Genomic DNA, 18427 nt, shown 5'->3' on the forward strand with positions numbered 1-18427 from the left:
TACAACGACGGACCGCGCGTTTACTGCCACTCACAGAGGCATCGATCTGAGCCCGCCTCCTCAGTGGCGAGGTCCTTCTTCCACCGCCGGAACGTGTTGTCGGTGTGTGCGCTCCGCCAGTACCAAGAGATCGACGACGTTTACTTCGCGTCCACGCCCCGTTCTTTGCGGATATACGGGCGCAGGTTGGCCGCGCCGACGCGATGCGCGCGGCCTGACGTCGGATCTGCTCGTCGGTGTTGTCACCTGAGGCAGCCAACGACGCGGCCAACGCCACTCCAAAAGCCGCCGTGACGCCAATCGCGGGCGCCCCCCTGATAAGCGAAGTCGCGATCGCCGCGATGAGTTCGTCGGCCGTCGCAATCCGCAGTTGGCGCGGCTCGTGCGGCTGCGCACGCTGGTCACCCGCTACCAACGACCCCTCCACCCAGGCGATCGAGTTGTCGGTCATGCGTGAAAATTCCCGGTCGGATTTCAAACTGATTGTGCTACAGCAGAATGCCCATCCTCAGACGCATATGCGGCGCGGGCACCAGCCGGACGGCTGCGTACCACGATGCGCCCGCCATGGCCCGGCGCGTTGGTGATACCGCGAGAACGGATCGGCTCGGCGGGAGCATCGGTCGGAACAAGTTCGAACTTGCGCAGGAGGGTTCGCAGGACGGTTGTCATCTCCATGTTCGCAAAGGCGGCGCCGATACACCGATGTATGCCGCCGCCGAAAGGTATCCACGCATAGCTCTCTGGTGGCCCATCGGCGAAACGGGTCGGGTCAAACCGTTCTGGGTCCTTGAAACTGCTCGACGCGTGTTGAGCAGCCCAAACATCGCCAACGATCATATGACCCTTCGGAAGCACCCATGGGCCCAGTCGTAGCTGCGTTTCGACTCGCCGAGCGATGAAATCCAATACCGGCCGGGTACGTTGCACCTCCCAGACCGTAGCCTGCATCAGCGCGGTTCCGCCGCTGTCGATCTCATCGACGAGTTGCGCCACGAAACTGGGGCTGCGACGTAAACGCTCGATGGCCCATGCCAGCGTGGTGGCCGTCGTTTCGTGTCCGGCCACGATCATCGTCAGCATTTCATCGCTGATGTGAGCGTCGGTGATGGGTGAGCCGTCGTCATAGCGCGCCTGCAGCATCATCGCCAGCATGTCGGTCCGTGTCTCAAAGTTCGGATCTGCCCGTGCTTCAGCGATCAGCTGGGCGACCAGTTCGTCAAATCGGCTTCGAGCCGCTTGAATCTTGCCCCATGGACTCCAGGGGCCAAGATCACGCCGCAACCACTCTGGTAAGGCAATCATGCTAGCGGCGAGCACAATTGTCCGTGGCCCCAAGTACTGGAGCTCTTCGACGATCGCCCCGTGCGCACCCAGGATCGTGCGCAAGACTATGCTGCCGGTAATATTCACCAACGCTTGCAGGGATTCGAATTCTGTTTCCTCAGGCCAGGTTTGAGCCTCACGCAGGAACTCCTCTTCGACGATCTTGACGTACGCGTCGATGCGCCTGCCGTTAAATGGTGGCACCATTAGCTTGCGACGCTGACGATGCTCGACGCCGATCATGCTGAGTATCGAGCCCGGCCCCAGCAGCTTGCCGAGAGTCGTTGGCCGAGTGACTAAATCGTTGCCGGAAGTGAAAAGTTCCTTCAACATCGCCGGATCGCTGATGACTAGCGTGGGGCCGTATTTTGGTAGATTGAGGGAGTACCCAGAGCCATACCGGTTGGTCAACCGCGTCCGGGCGCGCGCCTTGGCGAAAACGTATACCAATGTCTGAGTCAGCTTCGACGCATTCGGCCCCGGCGGCAGCCGAATCGGGTCAGTTGTGGCTTCCGCCATTGCAATGTCCTCTCTTGACAGGTGATAGAGATGTCAGATCTCTGCGGTGTTGACGGTCCATCGCGGCGCGGCGGCCAGCCTCGTGCCGTAGATCGTCGCCGGGGCCACCACCGTTTGCGGGATGTCCAGATGCGCCAGGAACGCGTCGGTATCCGAAGCCGGGACGGCGACAAACAGCGCCGGGTTGCCATGCTTAGCGGCCAACGGCAGCGCGGACTGCAGCAGTGCGGCTCCACACGCCGGGTTGCGGTAGGCGAAGTCGGACAGATGCGCGCTGCGCAGCTCACCGTCCTCAGTGAGCAAGCGTTTGGCCTGGCGGGTGTCTTCCAGCAGCCCGCACGCCGAGTCGTCGGGCAGCAGGAGTGTGGTTGGGGTTAGCTCGGAGCGTAACGTCGCGTCGCCCGCGGGCACCGCGTAGTGGCCCTGCGTCCAGCGCCGGTAGGCCTGCGCGGCCGCTGCCGGGGGCACCAGGTAGGCGGTGTGTGCCGCGGTGGCATCGGAGCCTTGGCAGGTGGGGATGCGCAGCACGCTGATGTGGCCGACCTCGGTACCGTTGGGAAATCCCAGCCTCCCGGAATACTCCGACGGCGTTTTGGCGGTGCCATCCATCACCACGCCGAACCCTCTGCTCTCGGCGTGGCTATGCTTTCTTGCTTCTTTCAGAAAGGCGATGCCAAGCCTCAAAATGGTCCGTCCGCCCTGCTCGGCCGGCAGGATCTTCAAGTCCCCGATGTAGGCGCTGTGCTGCTCGCGCCCCTCGGGGGTCCGCAGTGGTCGCACTGCAGCCGCCACTGTGCCCATCACCTGGCCGTCGCGCTCGGCCACGAACACCCTGGCCACCTCGCCCATCGCCCGGTAGAACCGCGTGTAGTCGGCGCCATGGGAGATGCGGAAGCTACGGCCGGGCCCCAGCGGGTAGGTGAACTGCTGCTCGAAAGTCTCCAAGGCTCGCGCCAGGCCGGAAGGCGGCGGGCCCTGAAGCATGTGGACGGTTGTCACTCCTGGCTCAGCCGCCGAGCTGATACAGGTCGGTGTACAGGCGGTTAAACACGTATCCGCCGAGTCGCAGGCCGCGGTCTACCGCACAGCTGGTGCGCGAGTCGTCGCAGGTGTCCTCGACGAGGACGAAGAAGTCCTCAGCATGTTGCTCGTCGATCTCGGCATGCAACGCGTAGTGCACCAGATCGTCTTGGGCGACCCAACCCCGCTCCACCACCGCGGAACCGATCGTTGCCGAGATGCCGGCGAAAGCATGCTCGATGATGCCCAGACAACTGATCCCCACCGCCATGTCCTCCATCGTGCAGACGGAGGTCAGAACGCTGTTGAAGGCATCCACCTGGGGGGCTGGCGCCAGGGCGTCCAGTCGCTCGGCATCGCTGCCGATGCTGGCTAGGAACTGCCGGAAGGTCGCGTGGTGGAAGAAATGAGGTTTGAAGTCGCCATGCTCCTCGACGATGTTGCTCAAGATGCCGAGCCGCTGGCCGGGTAGATCCATCCGGGAAATCAGTGAGGCCATCGGCCGGGCGAAGTAGGTGACGGCGAAGCCGAACTGCTCCTGGCTGGCGCGGAAGCGCTCCAGCGGCATGCTGCCGTCGGTCAGTGTGGTGAGGTACGGGTTAGCCATGATCCCGATGCCGTCAAGAATCTGCTCGGCCCTTTTCGTGACACGCGCGGCCTTGGTGAGGCATACGGTAGTAGACATCGTGCTCCAATCGGGGTGGTGGATGAAGAGAAGTTGATTCGGTAGCGATCAGGGCTTGACACCGACGTGCAAGGCTCGATAGAAGAAGCTGCGGTCCCGCCTATGTAGTTCGTCCGCAGCCGGATCCCATCGGAAATCCGGGCCGCAGCCGCGCACATCCAACGTTGAGTTCAGCTGGCGCACAACGACAATGCCGCCCGGCCGCAGGGCGTGGTAAGCACGCGCCAGCGTGATAAGAGCCTCCTCGGGAGTGAGCCAATCAAGGATGTTCGACAGGTGAACGATGTCGAACCCGCCGCGCGGCAGGACTCCGAGGGCCGCGTCCATTGTGTTTTGCGTGAATGTGATCTCCGGTAAGTCGACTACTGGCGCCTTGTGGGCAAGCCAAGGCACCGTGACGCCGGGGTATCGCCCGGCCAATAGTTGCCACAGGTAGGGATTGTCGGCCGCGGGTTGGGTCGCGAGCACGTGTCGGGTCCGGCGGGCGAAGTGCCGGGCGAACGGTTCGACACGGTTGGCCGTCGCCCCCTCACCGAACAAATTCACCAGGATGTCCAGGTCGAAGGCCGCATCGAAGGCGCGATCCAACGCCGCACCGAGAGCCGTGCCACGAGCAACCCTTCGCGACTGCTCTGCCGGATTCCGCAGCCCTAGGACACCATTCAATTCGTATTGCCAGTCCGCAAGCTCATGACGCAACGCGGCGAACAGCCACTCGTAGCGACCGCAGAAATCCGGGCCCCAGGTAGCAACCTCCGGTACCGGGCCCACTGCGTCCGGTGCGATGTTCAATGCCGCAAAGACCGGCTCCAATGCGCAGGGCTCCGGCGTTGTTGATTAGCGGGCTTGTGAGCTGGGGAATTGTGGATTGAGGAGGTCTAGGCGGCGGTTGGCGGTCAAAGCGGTGATCCGGCAGGCTTCGGCGATGTTGTCGGCGCCGTTGAGGCGGTGCAGATTGATCGCGGTGTTGCGTAGCGTTGCTAGGACCTGTGCGCCGTTTCCGGTATGTGCCCTTTGACGGTCTTCGTCGAAGGTGACGTCGCGTATCCAGTGCAGGCTGTTCTCGATTCCCCAGTGTTGACGCATCCAGGTCATGATCGCGGTAGGGCGGGCGTGCTCGAACGGCAGGCTGCAAATGGCATAGACCACCTCCACGCTGCGCTGGTCGGTGGCGGTGATCAAGCGTTCACGAGTGATCCGGATGATTTGTTTTGCGTAGGGGAAGCCGATTCCTCGTGCAGCGGTGATGATTTGCAGGGTGCGGGTCTCGACACGGCCGTGGCCGCGGGAGTCGTCGGTAGCGGCTGCGGGCACCTCGGCCCAGGGCAGCGCGGTGATACGCGCAAATATTTTGGCTTGGTTGGACTTGACGATCATCAGGTAGTGCGACTTCAAGGTGGCGCAGATCAACTTCGCGGTGACGACCTGGGTATGCATCGCATCCACGGTGACCAGCCACCGCAAGCTACCCGGCAGCAGCGTGAGCAGGGCACGTACGCAGGGAATTTCATTGCTTTTCTCGGCGACAGCGAGTTGACCGAGCACCAATCGGGCACGGTGGGCGAACACCGACACGAGATGCGTGGCTGTCGCTTTGGCGCGTAAAGCACCACGCAGCATCTTGCCGTCCAACGCGATCGGCACCAATCCACTGGGGTCGCTGCTAGCCACGTGTGCAGTGAAGTAACTGCCCATCCTGGCGTTGAGGTCGGCGGGGTCTAGCCGAGACAAAACAGCGCGGAAGGTCTTCTCACTGGGCCGCCGGAACCGGACCCCTAATTGGGCCAACACATCATCGGGAGCGGTGGCCGCCCATGTGGCAAAACCAGCATAGCCGCGCATCCCCGCGGCAGTGGCCAGAACCGCGATCGCCAACAAAGCCACCAGCGAATACCTCCGACCGCGTGGGCCCCTCAGGTCTGGCACCGAGGCCAACACATCGAGAAACTCCGATCCGATGAACTCGCTGCGCTCACCAGGACTCCAGCGGTCGAACACCTCTGGAACCGACGACACAGGCAATACTGAAACGGTAGGCACGGGCAACTCCAGACCAACGACGAACAGTAACCAACTCGATCGTTCTCCAGATAGCCCGTGCCTACACTCCGGCCCCAATAGCGCGGCACCAAAGATCATCAACCCAGCTCACAAGCCTGCTAATCAACAACGCCGGAGCCCTGCTCCAATGCGGCGTGACGTTCCGACGCAGGCATCCACTCGTGTCCCAGCAAACACATCCGCTCTGGGCTACCGACCGTCTCCAGCAGGTGCAACTTGAGCCGCGTCAACGCCAGTTGCGCCGGATTGGCGTCGATCAGATGCAGCAAACCCACACCCGCAGTCGCCGCCAAGGCAGCGACGGTACACCCACCGGAGGCCGTCAACGCGACGCGCAACGGCCTACCCCGCGTCCGGTATTGCCGCGACGCAAGCCACACGTCCTGCAACGCGTCCTCACGGACCTGAGCAAATCCCACCGACAAATGGTGCGCCTGCGCCAACAATTCCAGCCGCGGCGCCGCCACCTCAGAAATGATGAATTCCTCAATCGCAGAAATAATTGATTCCTCAATCTCAATTCTTGCTAGCACGTAACACCCATGTCGGCTCCAAACCACCTCGACTCCGAGGGGGGAGTTCGAACATATCGTCTACCACAAGGGGTTTGAGCTGTGCAAATTTAGAATCATAAAGAAAGTTTAACGGTCAATAACCCATATCTATGATTGCATGCTGCGTCGTTGTAGGGGTGCTATTCGTACGTCCGCTGTCCCGTCACGAAGATCTCTTTTCCCCCGATTAGGGGACAAGAGATGTCCCCTAGCCATCGGATTCACTTAGATTTCCCATTGCCATAAGTTGACGCGGATGCTTCCGATGAGACTAATACGCAACAGCGCCGACTTTCGGTGGCTACGGACCAATGCACGGCCAGCATTGCTCGCAATGTGGGCGGCCATGAGCTACGGATGTTCGGCTGCCGTCACGCACTATCGCTCCGGCGTGATCGTCGCCCTGCACGCCGGCTTGACCCAAGCGGCACTCAGCCTGTCTGCGACTCTCGTGCTGGCACTGACGCTCGAACGATTAGTCCGCTGGCCAGCAAACCCCCGACGGGGCTTTTGGATGGCCGCGGTGGTGAATTCCATGCTCACGGCATCCTGGCTGGTCATCGGCCACCTGATAGCGGGCACATCGAATATCCTGGCGACAATCGCACCGAGTCTTATCATTGGCATCGCAAGCAACTTCGCCTACAGCCGCATATTGTTCGTCGAGGCCAGGCGCAACGGTACTAGCCGCCCGCGTGGGGATGACCCCGCTTCGAAGAACTGTGTCGAAGTATCGACCTAATCGAATGTTTCGTCATACCAACGTATTAGGAGTGTCAGCAACTAGCCCCAATTTCGGTTTCATTGCCAATGTTGCCAATGCTTCAATGGGGCCCAGCCGGGGGCCGAAATGAGATCGGGCACGGCCAATACGGCTCTTCAGGCACTAGCCTCGATTCTTCGCGGGATGCCGATGCATCTGGGTGTTGAAGCGCGAAAGTGCCTGTCCTGTAAAGAATGATTGGACTTCTCTACGGTTCAACCATCTCGACTGGAAGGCGCCTCGCGGGCGAAAGTATCGGCGGACGGCCATGGTGTGGTGTCGCATTCCGGGATGGGGCTGTTGCGCGAGCTCGCCGATCAGACCGGGTTGTCTGAGCAGTTCACCGCGGCATTGGCCGACACCTACAAGGGGCCGTGAGCGTATGCCCCGGGTGCGGTGTTCACCGATCTGGCCGCGGCGGTAGCCGACGGAGCGGACTGCCCACCGACCCCGGGAAAGCCCGCCCAACCCGGGCGCCACGGGGCAGTCAAACACACCCCAAACCCAAAATCGCTATCACTGAGCGATTTTCATGATCCAACACCACCGAACCCCGCCAGCACGAAGAATCGAGGCTAGTACGTATTCCCCAAACTGCCTGACGCAGACTCTTGGCCCGCCAGTTCACGGGCTTTATTCGCACCCAATTCCATTGCCGTCTCGATCAAGGCCGTAGATGTCGCGTCCGATGACAATTACCGGGCCCTCCACATAGGCCGGACCATTTCCGCTACCGCCAGCGCAGTCGACATCACTGGCGATCGGGACGCAGGCACCGGAGTAGTTCGGGTCACACGATGAGCTTGGTTGTCGCGGGATCGGCGCAACGCCCGGTTCGGCGTTTACTGCTGGCGCGAAGAGAAGCCCCATTACACACGTAATTGCCAGCACCCGAAACTGAACCACGCCCGCGTTAGACAACACTTCGCACACCGCCAGCCACTCCAAGCACGGCACCAAATCGCGCGTCAGGTAGACATCGCGTAGTAAAAAGATGTACTCCTCAAGTGGCACGTTCGGTAGGAATCTCCGATATTCCCGCTAGGCCGTTCGCGATTTCACCGCTCCTGTCCCGCACCATTCGATTCGGTAAAAGGAATGCGCGGTGTCGTCATCGTCGAAAGAGGGTGCTTGGCGCTACCCGCCTCGGGTATCGCCCCCGCGGATCGACGGGCATCGGGCCGGGCTGTTTCGGCGCAGACCACCGTCGGCCGTTGTGTCACGATGAGCAACATGGCCGAAGGTGCTTCCGCGAGGGCGAAAAGCGGCGAGGACGCCGCCGAACTGCGCAAGGAGAGCTACACGATGGCCCTGTATGTGGCCGTCTGCCTGCTTGCCGCGCTGTTGGCGCTGCCCGAGGCCGCCCGCCACCACCTGATCGGTCTCATCTGGGGCATCACCATCGGGCTGGCTGCCGCCCACTTCTTCGCCTTCAAAATCTCGGCGCGCCTCATCGGGGCCGGCAAAGTCCAGGCTCGCGACATCGAGGCGGCCGGCGCACAATTGGTCGGCGCCGCCGTGGTCGCCGCCCTGGCGTCGGTCACCATCCTCGTGTTGCCAGCTCATCTGGAGTACCACGCCGCCGAGTTCGGCCTGTCCGGGTTCATCGCGGTCAGCGGCTACGCGGTAGCGCGCCGCGGCGGCGCGGGCCGCCTCCGGGCAACCGTCTACGGACTGGTGGTGCTCATTCTCGCGACCGCCATCGCGGTGGTGAAGAACGTTCTGGCCGGACACTGAAAGCGCGAACCCACCCCTGCCCGACTTGGCGTCGCGTTCACACTGCGACAGCCTGCCGTAGCTTCGCGCTGGTGGTGTTCGCTCAACAGGACGGGGCTGGAAGAAGATCTGGACGGGCCGGATCACCTCCCCCGAATCACAGACCACTCAGGCCACAATGGCCCCATGGCCCAACCCTCCGAGACCCCGCCACCCGCTGACGAAGCGCGCCCCGAGTCGGTGCCCGCGGCCGATGCGCCAGCGGCAACACCGGCGACATCGCGCCCGAAACAACAGTGGGGCCACACCCTGGCCCAGCAGGCGGCGACGGTGTCGGCCAAGCTCAGCCCAGTCGTGCGCCGAGCCGGAGATCGGGTGGCCGCAGCATCTCCCACCACGCTGCTGCTCGCGCTGCTCTCGGTGTTGTTGGCATCGAGCATCGTCGCCGCGCTGACCTTCAAGGGCTCGCTCGGCGTGGCGTCCATAGTGGTGTTCATCCCGATGCTGTCGGCCGCGATCGGCGCCACCACCATGCGGTTCCTGGCTGATCGTCGCAAGTCCCAGGCGCAGCGCGAAAATGCCCGCGAGGAGACGAGAGCGCTGCACCAGATCGAGTACACGCTGGATTACGTCGACGCCAAGCTCACCACCGCGTTGACACAGTTCGGCACGGACCGACACAACGAGGCCGTCATCGGAATGTTTCAGGCCAAGGCCGCCACGGAGCTCTACCTCGGACAGGCCCCCCGGTCCGAGCGGCGCTCATCGCCCGAAGCCGCGCCGGAGCACATCGATCTGGTGAGCCAGTACGGGCTGGACGAACTACTCACCCCCCGCGGCATCGGCAGTCAGTCGGCCCCGGCGGCAACATCAAACCGCTCCTGCGCGTAAGCGTTGGTGCGATTGTGCGAGTTACGGAGACTTGTGCACACATCCGCTTTCCGTATCGACGTGGCCGATAATACGTTCTGCAGTAACGGAATTGGCGGACCTCGATGGTGAGGCGACAGACCCTGATATGCCCGCTGCTCAGTGGGTGAGGTCAGCCCGCATGTCGCTCTCTTGGTGAAGGCCGAACACCTGGATGGCGGCCGATTTTCCTTTCAGCACATGCAGTCCACGGTCGATGAGTCCAGCGGGGCGTGACCCCTGCGCATCGACGCACTGCTGGGTGAGAAGGATCGCGTCACCGGTGGCCTTGGTCAGTTGCTCGACCCGAGCTGCGACGTTGACGGTGTCACCGATGAGGGTGAACTCGAGTTTGCCGCCGCCGCCGATGGTTCCGGCGATCACAACCCCGGTATTGATTCCGATGCCGATGCGAAACTCCTCGCCGAATCGCTCAACGACACGGCGGTGAATCAGAACAGCGGCGGCGACAGCGGCATCGGCGTGGTCCGCAAGGTCGTTGGGGGCGCCAAAGACGGCCAGCGCCCCGTCACCGAGGAACTTGTTGACGTGCCCCCCAGCGTCCACGACGGTGGGCACCACGATCTCGAACAACTCGTTGAGGCGCGAGACGGTGTCCTCGGCGGTGTGGGCTTCGGCGAACGGGGTGAAGTCACGCACATCGACGAACATCACGGTGACCTGGCGACGCTCACCGGTGAAGACATCGTCGCCTTGCTCCAGTAGCCGCGCCGCCAGACCGGGATCGACATACGTCCCGAATGCTGCCTGAAGTCGTTGCCGCTCAACCAAACCGGCCTGCATGTGGTTGAACGACGCGGCCAGCGCGCCGAGGTCATCGTCTTGAACCACCGGGAGGCGCCGGCTGTAGTCACCGGCCGCGACACGTTCGGTCCCGGCGGCAAGATCCCTAATCGGCTGCATCGACGGCGAGAACGACGGAGCAACGATGACCGGCACTCCAAAGACAACCGCCATACCGGCACCGATCACCAGAGAAACGAGCGGCACCGTATGCGCCTGGCTGATCAGACCCGCCAACATGGCGCCCACAATGGCGAAATTGAACGCGACTCCAAACACGGACAGGTTCGACCACGCCGCGAAAGTGGGGCGAGAACGAGGCAGCGAGTCGCCGATCGCCGTATCGCCGTATCGCCGTATCGCCGTATCGCCGTATCGCCACCCGGACGGGGCGCAGCGCCGCCTCTACGAAACTGTGAATAGCGATCAGCTGGATTCCAATCCCGGTGGCGGCGCCCACGATCCCGTACTGAACCAGCCGCGACCCACTTGCTCCGGCGACGGCGCCGACAGCGACCAGGTTGAATGCTCCCAAGACAACATTGCTGCCCAGCCCCCGGACCACCGCACCCCGGCCGTACACATAGGTCGCTTCCAATGCGCTGAGCCGATCGACGTCATGATCGGCGGCCCACTTCTCTGGGAGGCGGCGCCGCACGACGCTGGGAAGAAAGATCACCCACAATCCGAGCGATACGACGGCAACGGTGACCACCGCCGCCTCAATGTAGTGACCCGAGTTCTCGAAGGCGACGACCCAAAAAGACAGCAAAAGATAAACCGGCAGCACCACGGCGAACGTGACTACACAAATCGCCCACGAATATCTTGCCCCGCACCGATCCCAGGCGCACTGCCAAACGCGTTCCATAGCGGGACAGTAGACGCAACGCCCACCGACCTGCGGATATTTGCCCGATCGGAGCCATCGCTAGCGGGTAAGGGCAGGCAGCGTTGCGCCTAGGCGAGCCGCAATCCTGATCAACGCAGTGTCAATCGCAAAAATGGCCGCCACTGGCCATACGGGCCTGTGCCCCCAGTCGGACTCGAACCGACACTTGACGGATTTTAAGTCCGCTGCCTCTGCCAATTGGGCTATGGGGGCCCGCCGGCGAATCTATCGCGTACCCGCCGGGCTCGAGACGCCCCTCCCCTGTGGAAATCGCCCCCAACACCGACGTGCGTCCCAGCCGTGATGCGCGTAACATCCGCGCGCCGCGCGCCAGACTACTGTGTCGCCCGTCTGTGGCCATATGACACGACTATGTCGGCCGACAAGAGCTTGTAAAAACTGTCGGCGCCTTCGTTAAAAAGCCGTAACGAGCTATCACCTTACGTCATTCAATCGCGAATGTGGACACGTGGGTGGCTAGCGTTACGCCAACACACAGGGGCCCTTATGCCTACCCACAGATTCAGCTCGGGTGGCCAGGGGCGGGGAGCTCATAAGCAAGGAGCATTGGATGTCATTCCTTAAAACAGTGCCTGAAGAGTTGACGGCCGCGGCCGCGCAGCTGGGTACCATCGGTAGCTCTATGTCGGCGCAAAATGCCGCCGCGGCAGCTCCGACCACCGTAATCGCTCCGGCCGCCCTCGATGAAGTATCGGCACTGCAGGCCGCACTCTTCACCGCGTATGGCACCTACTACCAGCAGGTCAGCGCGGATGCAGGGGCCATGCACGACATGTTCGTGAACACCCTGGGGGCCAGCGCCGGGACATACGGCGCAACCGAAAACCTCAACTCCGCAGCGGCCGCTTCACCTCTGGACGGCATTACCTCGGGAATCATCGGCTTCATCCAAAACACCGGCTCGATAATTCCCGACTCCTGGTCGAGCAACATCGGCAACCTCACCAACATCGGCGTTGGGAACTGGGCCTCGGCCTCATCCACTCTGATCGGTCTGGCGGGTGGCGGTCTGCTTCCCGCCGAGGAAGCCGCCGAAGCCGACGTCAGCCTGGGAGCAGAAGCCGGGCTGGGTGCGCTCAGTGAGCTCGGAGGAGCCGAGGCCGCCCTGGGTGCGCCCATCGCCGCTGGCATTGGCGGGGCATCCGCGGTCGGCATGCTCTCGGTGCCCCCGACCTGGGCCGGATCGGCCACCTTGGTATCGAGCACGACCCCGCTGGCCGGCGCCGGCTGGACAGCCGCCGCGCCGACGGCCGCCCCGGGAACGTTCATGGGCGTGCCGGCCGGATTGGGTTCGGCCGCACGCAACAGCGCCGGATTTGGTGCGCCACGCTACGGCGTCAAGCCAATCGTCATGCCAAAGCCGGCCGCGGTCTAGGCGCCATTGGGCAACACGTCTCCCACATCGATAAAACACCACAACTTTCACTAAAAGAGGGATACAGCAATGGATTTTGGCGCCTTACCTCCTGAAATCAACTCCGCACGCATGTACGCCGGTGCCGGGGCAGGCCCCATGATGGCCGCCTCCGCCGCATGGAATGGCCTAGCCGTCGAGTTGGGCACAACGGCCGCCTCCTACGAATCGGTGATCACCCGATTGACCACCGAGTCTTGGATGGGCCCGGCGTCGATGGCGATGATCGCCGCCGCTCAGCCGTATCTGGCGTGGTTGACCTACACCTCGGAAGCGGCGATGCACGCCGGGGCGCAAGCCGCGGCATCGGCGGCCGCCTACGAGGCAGCGTTCGCGATGACGGTGCCGCCGCCGGTGGTCGCCGCCAACCGATCGCTGCTGGCGGCACTGGTTGCGACGAACTTCCTGGGCATCAACACCCCGGCGATCATGGCAACCGAGGCGCTCTACGCCGAGATGTGGGCGCAGGACGCCGGGGCGATGTACGGCTACGCGGCCGCTTCCTCGACCTCGGGATCCCTGCAGCCGCTGAGTACACCGCAGCAGACCAGCAACCCGGGCGGGCTCGCCGCACAGTCGGCGGCGGTTAGTCAGGCCGCCGCATCCGCCGCGGCAACCGACGGCATCACCAGCCTGCTGAGCAACCTGCCCAACACCATCATGGGACTCGCCTCGCCGATAACGTCGGCTATCGACGCGACGGGACTGGGCGGAATCATTCAGGACATCGAAGACTTCCTCGGCATTCCGTTTGTCGCCAACGTCATCAACGGTGCGGTTAACACCGCGGCTTGGTACACCACGGCCACTATTCCCGCCGCGATTTTCCTGGCAAACGCTCTCGATACCGGTGCACCGGTAATTGCTGCCGAAGGCGCCATCGAGACTGCCGAAGGTGCGGCTGCCGCCACCGCAGGGCTGGCGAACACGGTGACGCCCACCGGCGTTGGCGCGGCTTTGGGCGAGGCGACCCTGGTCGGCAAGCTGGCCGTACCCACCAGCTGGTCGAGTGCCCTTCCGGAGACAGCTGCGACCACCGGTGCGCTGGGCGGAAGCGGCTGGACGGTTCCCGAGGAAGCTGCCCCGGTTTCCGGAGTGGCCGGGGTGCCGGGCATGGCCGCAGCCGCCAAGGGCGCCGGTGCGTATGCGGGACCGCGTTACGGCTTCAAGCCGATCGTCATGCCCAAACAGGTCGTCGTGTGACGCCGGAAAAAAGGGGGAACATGTCACTCGTTTGAGGCCAGCAATTAACCGGCGGGTCGTAATCTATCCGCGATTCGGCTACCACCGAAGCAGTCCAGGTGCTGGAAATCATACAAATGCGGACTTCAACATAAGGAGACAAGAATCATGGCCACACGCTTTATGACCGACCCGCACGCGATGCGGGACATGGCGGGCCGTTTCGAAATGCACGCCCAGACCGTCGAGGACGAGGCCCGCCGGATGTGGGCGTCCTCGCAGAACATCGCCGGCGCGGGCTGGAGCGGTATGGCCTCGGCAACCTCACTGGACACCATGGGCCAGATGAACACCGCCTTCCGCAACATCGTCAACATGCTGCACGGGGTGCGCGACTGGCTCGTTCGCGACGCGAACAACTACGAGCAGCAAGAGCAGGCCTCCCAGCAGATCCTCAGCAGCTAGCACCGGCCCGACACTTTCGACTCAGGAGGACAAAACCAATGACCATCAATTACCAGTTCGGCGATGTCGACGCCCACGGCGCGCTCATCCGCGCCCAGGCCGCCTCCTTGGAGGCCGAGCACCAGGCCATCGTTCGCGATGTGCTGGCTGCCGGTGACTTCTGGGGCGGCGCCGGTTCGGTGGCTTGCCAGGAGTTCATCGCCCAGTTGGGTCGCAACTTCCAGGTGATCTACGAGCAGGCCAACTCGCACGGCCAGAAGGTTCAGGCCGCCGGCAACAACATGGCGCAGACCGACAGCGCCGTCGGCTCCAGCTGGGCCTGATACAAGAGCAGGACAACAGTGGCCGCGCACCGCAAGGTGCGCGGCCACTGCGCTTTGCGCCGGTCCGTGCTGTGCACCAATAGCGGGGCAGCGACCTCTGCCCCCTAATCGCTTGCGGACCAAAACAACTCAATCGTGCGCGGTCAGCCCACAGCCCCCAGCAACAAGCGGTCATAGCCGGGGCCGCACTTCACGGTTACATTTGAGGTTGATATGAGGTCCCTGACGACTGCATATGCGCCGGGAGGTGTGTAGGACCATTGAAAGCAATGACCGGATCCACGCGCACTCAACGTCCACGGCAGGCGATTTTGGGGCAGCTGCCCCGAATTCACCGTGCCGACGGATCACCCATTCGGGTGCTCCTTGTCGACGACGAACCTGCGCTGACCAATCTGGTCAAAATGGCCCTGCACTACGAAGGCTGGGACGTCGAGATCGCCCACAACGGGCGCGAGGCCATATCCAAGTTCGACAAGATCAGTCCTGACGTGTTGGTCCTCGACATCATGCTGCCCGACGTCGACGGCCTGCAGATCCTGCAGCGGGTGCGCGACTCCGACGCATACACACCCACGCTGTTCCTCACGGCACGCGATTCGGTGATGGACCGTGTCACCGGACTGACGGCCGGCGCCGACGACTACATGACCAAGCCGTTCAGCCTCGAAGAGCTGGTGGCGCGGCTGCGCGGACTGTTGCGCCGCTCCAGTCATCTGGCGCCGCCCGCCGACGAGTCCCTGAAGGTTGGTGACCTCAAGCTCGACGCAGCCAGCCGGGAAGTCACTCGCGGCGGCACCCCGATCTCGCTTTCCTCGACCGAGTTCGAGCTACTTCGATTCCTGATGCGCAACCCGCGCCGCGCGCTGAGCCGCACCGAGATCCTCGACCGGGTCTGGAACTACGACTTCGCCGGGCGCACCAGCATCGTCGACCTCTACATCTCGTACTTGAGAAAGAAAATCGACGCGGACCGAGAGCCGATGATTCACACGGTCCGCGGGATTGGATACATGCTACGACCAGCGGAATGAGCCCGAAATGACGGGCCACCGGAACACCCCTCGCTGGCTTCCTCGTTCGTTGCGCTGGCAGCTGCTGCTTGGCGTGCTGGCCGTGGTGACGATCGTGCTGGTCGCGGTGGGCGGGGTCTCGGTGCTCAGCCTGCGCGGCTACGTGACCGCGATGAACGACGCCGAAGTCGTCGAGTCCATGCATGCGTTCAGCCACGCCTATGCCCGCTACCGCAACGGCGAACACACCTCGATCCACACCGGCACTCCCCCGGTGTCCCAAGCCCTGCTCGAGTTCACCGGCCAGACGCCCGGGAACCTCATCGCGGTGATGCGCGATGGTGTCGTCATCGGTTCGGCGGTCTTTTCCGAAGACGCGCCCCGCCCGGCACCACCGAATGTCATCCACGCCATCGAGACCCAACACTGGACCGACGAACCGTCACGTGTCGAAACGCTGGGCAGCCTGGGTTCCTATCAAGTCGACAGCCGCGCCGCCGGATCCGACCGCCTGATCGTCGGGGTTTCGCTGAGCATCGCGGACCGCATCATCACCCGAAAACAAATCACGACCAGCGTGCTTGTCGCGACCGCACTGGTGATCACGGCGGCCCTGACCGTGTGGGTGGTCGGTATTACCCTGCGCCCGCTGCGGCGGGTCGCCGCAACCGCCGCGACCGTCGCCGCGATGCCACTCGCCGGCGACGACCACCAGATCAGCGTGCGGGTTCGCCCCGAGGACACCGACCCCGACAACGAAGTCGGCATCGTGGGGCACACGCTGAACCGGTTGCTGGACAACGTCGACAGCGCGCTGCAACATCGGGTGGCTTCCGATCTGCGGATGCGGCAATTCATCACCGACGCCAGCCATGAGCTGCGCACCCCGCTTGCGGCCATTCAGGGGTATGCCGAACTCACCCGCCAGGACAGCTCGGACCTACCGCCGACTACCGAATACGCGCTCGCCCGCATCGAGTCAGAAGCGCGGCGGATGGCCTCCCTGGTTGACGAATTGTTGCTGCTGTCACGCCTGGGTGAAGGCGAGGACCTGGAGACCGAACACCTCGACTTGACCGACCTGGTGATGAACGCCGTGAACGACGCCGCCGTGGCAGCGCCCACCCACCGTTGGATCAAGGACCTGCCCGACGAACCGGTGTGGGTCAACGGTGACCACGCCCGTCTGCACCAGCTGGTCAGCAACCTGCTCACCAATGCCTGGGTGCACACGCCGCCCGGCGTCACGGTGAAGACCGGGATCACCAACTACCCCGACGACCCCAACGGTCCCTACACCGAGCTGACGGTCAGCAACGACGGCCCCGACATCGACCCCGAGGTCTTGCCTCATTTGTTCGAGCGATTTGTCCGTTCCAGCAAGTCGCGATCCAGCGCGCCGGGCCACGGATTGGGCCTGGCCATCGTCAATTCGATCGTGAAAGCTCATGACGGCTCGGTGACCGCCGAATCCGCCGCTGGCCAAACCGTATTCCGGATCAGGCTGCCGCTGATCGACGCGCCGCTCAATGCATCCGCCCCCGGCCGGCCGAGGCAGCCGAGCGACTACTGAACGCACAGCTAGGGCGGCTCGCCCCGATAGGTCCGGGATGCGCATCACCCCTATCCGGTGCCTTGGTGCAAGATTGGCTGTGCTCCGTATCTGGGTGATCAACCCGAACACCACCGAATTAATGACCACCGCGATCGGCCGCTGCGCGCGGGCGGTGGCCGGCCCCGGCACCGAAATCACGGCGGTGACCTCCCCGATTGGTCCGCCGTCGATTGAAAGTCACTACGACGAGGCCATGAGCGTCCCCGGCCTACTGCAGGCCATCGAGCAAGGTGAGCATTCGGGAGCTGACGGCTACGTGATCGCCTGCTTCGGCGACCCCGGCCTCGACGCCGCTCGGGAGCTGGCTCGGGGGCCTGTGATTGGGATCGCCGAAGCGGCCATGCATACCGCCAGCCATCTCGGCCGGGGATTCTCGGTGGTCACCACCCTGGCTCGCACCACGGGACGCGCCGCGGAGCTCGCCGAACGCTACGGCATGGACCGGTTCTGCCTGGGCGTCCACGCCTGCGAAATCCCGGTGCTCGACCTCGAGACGGACTCACGGGCGCGCGCGATCGTCACCGACGCGTGTCGCACCGCCATCAAGGTGGATCGCTCCGACAGCATCGTGCTGGGCTGCGCGGGAATGGCCGACATATGCCACTCGATCTCCGAGGAGATCGGCGTTCCCGTGGTGGACGGGGTCAGCGCCGCCACGGTGCTGGTGCAGTCACTCGTGACATTGGGTTTGCGTACGGCCAAGCACGGTGAATACGCAAGCCCGCCAAAGAAATAACCAGAGCCGACGTGGCTACCGCCTGCAGGCGTACGCCACTTCTGCCACAGGAGTCACCGCTTGAGGCAACACAATTTTTGCCCGCCTCACAGCGACAGCCTGGCTGCCGCGCGCAAAGCCAGCACCCGCCGGTGGATCCGGTGTTCGGTCCCCCGCGGAATTTCGGCCGGGCCATAGCGACCGCGTCCGAGTCGGCGCACCCTGCCGCGTCCGATTTCCCAGCGCAACGCATCTGACAGCGCCTTGGATGCCCTGCCGCGGACCGAAAAGTGGTGCCAGTCCAGCGCGTCGATCATTTCGGCGATGGTCGCTGGCCCGTGTTGGGACAACTGCATAGTCAGCACGTATCGAAGCTCGATGCCGGCAAGTAGGTAGCTCATTGCCGAACGGTCGCACGCGGGTATGACAT

Annotated in this window: 17 protein-coding genes, 1 tRNA gene and 3 pseudogenes; 11 read left to right on the top strand and 10 right to left on the bottom strand. The window is 63.4% G+C overall.

Annotated features, from left to right (window positions below):
- Positions 1 to 20 precede the first annotated feature (20 nt).
- From MPSD_RS29775 to MPSD_RS22740, 7 genes and pseudogenes are all read right to left on the bottom strand, one after another.
- Positions 21 to 188: pseudogene (locus MPSD_RS29775) on the bottom strand (hypothetical protein); the annotation flags it as partial.
- A gap of 286 nt (positions 189 to 474) precedes the next feature.
- Positions 475 to 1845 (bottom strand): cytochrome P450, encoded by a 1371-nt coding sequence (locus MPSD_RS22710; protein WP_020786192.1) that lies wholly within the window; start codon positions 1843 to 1845, stop codon positions 475 to 477.
- Between the two features lie 33 nt (positions 1846 to 1878).
- Positions 1879 to 2844 (bottom strand): GNAT family N-acetyltransferase, encoded by a 966-nt coding sequence (locus tag MPSD_RS22715; RefSeq protein ID WP_231395653.1) that lies wholly within the window; start codon positions 2842 to 2844, stop codon positions 1879 to 1881.
- A gap of 7 nt (positions 2845 to 2851) precedes the next feature.
- Positions 2852 to 3550, bottom strand: coding sequence for an iron-containing redox enzyme family protein (locus MPSD_RS22720; RefSeq protein WP_086085663.1), 699 nt, complete (start codon positions 3548 to 3550; stop codon positions 2852 to 2854).
- Between the two features lie 48 nt (positions 3551 to 3598).
- Complete coding sequence (locus MPSD_RS22725) at positions 3599 to 4363, bottom strand: DUF3419 family protein (RefSeq protein WP_020786188.1); 765 nt, start codon at positions 4361 to 4363, stop codon at positions 3599 to 3601.
- Positions 4364 to 4387: 24 nt separating this feature from the next.
- On the bottom strand, positions 4388 to 5590 hold the full coding sequence (locus tag MPSD_RS22730) for an ISAs1-like element IS2404/ISMul1 family transposase (protein WP_420811967.1): 1203 nt from the start codon (positions 5588 to 5590) through the stop codon (positions 4388 to 4390).
- 119 nt (positions 5591 to 5709) lie between these two features.
- Positions 5710 to 6078: a hypothetical protein gene (locus MPSD_RS22740; protein ID WP_232022639.1), complete on the bottom strand. Its 369-nt coding sequence runs from the start codon at positions 6076 to 6078 to the stop codon at positions 5710 to 5712.
- A gap of 433 nt (positions 6079 to 6511) precedes the next feature.
- Here MPSD_RS22740 and MPSD_RS29780 point away from each other — a divergent pair, with 433 nt between their 5' ends.
- From MPSD_RS29780 to MPSD_RS22765, 4 genes and pseudogenes are all read left to right on the top strand, one after another.
- Positions 6512 to 6907: a hypothetical protein gene (locus MPSD_RS29780; RefSeq protein ID WP_232022640.1), complete on the top strand. Its 396-nt coding sequence runs from the start codon at positions 6512 to 6514 to the stop codon at positions 6905 to 6907.
- Positions 6908 to 7156: 249 nt separating this feature from the next.
- A pseudogene (locus MPSD_RS22750) lies at positions 7157 to 7369 on the top strand (IS1380 family transposase); the annotation flags it as partial.
- Positions 7370 to 8059: 690 nt separating this feature from the next.
- Positions 8060 to 8665 (top strand): hypothetical protein, encoded by a 606-nt coding sequence (locus tag MPSD_RS22760; protein WP_231395656.1) that lies wholly within the window; start codon positions 8060 to 8062, stop codon positions 8663 to 8665.
- Positions 8666 to 8830: 165 nt separating this feature from the next.
- The gene (locus MPSD_RS22765) at positions 8831 to 9535 is read left to right on the top strand and encodes a hypothetical protein (RefSeq protein WP_015356955.1); all 705 of its coding nucleotides are present in this window, start codon (positions 8831 to 8833) and stop codon (positions 9533 to 9535) included.
- Positions 9536 to 9673: 138 nt separating this feature from the next.
- On the opposite strand, the pseudogene MPSD_RS22770 reads toward MPSD_RS22765, so the two are convergent.
- Together MPSD_RS22770 and MPSD_RS22775 are read right to left on the bottom strand one after the other, a co-directional pair.
- Positions 9674 to 11228, bottom strand: a pseudogene (locus MPSD_RS22770) (adenylate/guanylate cyclase domain-containing protein).
- 160 nt (positions 11229 to 11388) lie between these two features.
- Positions 11389 to 11462, bottom strand: a tRNA-Leu gene (locus MPSD_RS22775).
- Between the two features lie 358 nt (positions 11463 to 11820).
- Between MPSD_RS22775 and MPSD_RS22780 the strand changes: the two genes are divergently transcribed.
- The 7 genes from MPSD_RS22780 to MPSD_RS22810 all read left to right on the top strand — a co-directional run bounded on the left by MPSD_RS22780 (position 11821) and on the right by MPSD_RS22810 (position 18018).
- On the top strand, positions 11821 to 12645 hold the full coding sequence (locus MPSD_RS22780; protein ID WP_036426319.1) for a PPE family protein, SVP subgroup: 825 nt from the start codon (positions 11821 to 11823) through the stop codon (positions 12643 to 12645).
- Positions 12646 to 12714: 69 nt separating this feature from the next.
- On the top strand, positions 12715 to 13887 hold the full coding sequence (locus MPSD_RS22785; RefSeq protein ID WP_086085870.1) for a PPE family protein: 1173 nt from the start codon (positions 12715 to 12717) through the stop codon (positions 13885 to 13887).
- A 147-nt stretch (positions 13888 to 14034) separates the two neighbouring features.
- Positions 14035 to 14331 carry a WXG100 family type VII secretion target gene (locus MPSD_RS22790; RefSeq protein WP_086085871.1) on the top strand — a complete coding sequence of 99 codons (297 nt, stop codon included), beginning with the start codon at positions 14035 to 14037 and terminating at the stop codon, positions 14329 to 14331.
- A 38-nt stretch (positions 14332 to 14369) separates the two neighbouring features.
- Positions 14370 to 14654 (top strand): WXG100 family type VII secretion target, encoded by a 285-nt coding sequence (locus tag MPSD_RS22795; RefSeq protein WP_015356960.1) that lies wholly within the window; start codon positions 14370 to 14372, stop codon positions 14652 to 14654.
- A gap of 269 nt (positions 14655 to 14923) precedes the next feature.
- The gene (locus MPSD_RS22800) at positions 14924 to 15688 is read left to right on the top strand and encodes a response regulator transcription factor (RefSeq protein ID WP_012396010.1); all 765 of its coding nucleotides are present in this window, start codon (positions 14924 to 14926) and stop codon (positions 15686 to 15688) included.
- A 7-nt stretch (positions 15689 to 15695) separates the two neighbouring features.
- Positions 15696 to 17240 carry a sensor histidine kinase gene (locus tag MPSD_RS22805; RefSeq protein WP_119571747.1) on the top strand — a complete coding sequence of 515 codons (1545 nt, stop codon included), beginning with the start codon at positions 15696 to 15698 and terminating at the stop codon, positions 17238 to 17240.
- Between the two features lie 79 nt (positions 17241 to 17319).
- The gene (locus MPSD_RS22810) at positions 17320 to 18018 is read left to right on the top strand and encodes an aspartate/glutamate racemase family protein (protein ID WP_020786179.1); all 699 of its coding nucleotides are present in this window, start codon (positions 17320 to 17322) and stop codon (positions 18016 to 18018) included.
- Positions 18019 to 18104: 86 nt separating this feature from the next.
- Here the strand turns inward: MPSD_RS22810 and MPSD_RS22815 are convergent, their stop codons facing one another.
- Positions 18105 to 18398, bottom strand: coding sequence for a hypothetical protein (locus tag MPSD_RS22815; RefSeq protein ID WP_011742165.1), 294 nt, complete (start codon positions 18396 to 18398; stop codon positions 18105 to 18107).
- Positions 18399 to 18427: the final 29 nt, after the last annotated feature.

Source organism: Mycobacterium pseudoshottsii JCM 15466, assembly GCF_003584745.1.
In the GTDB taxonomy this organism is placed as follows: domain Bacteria; phylum Actinomycetota; class Actinomycetes; order Mycobacteriales; family Mycobacteriaceae; genus Mycobacterium; species Mycobacterium marinum.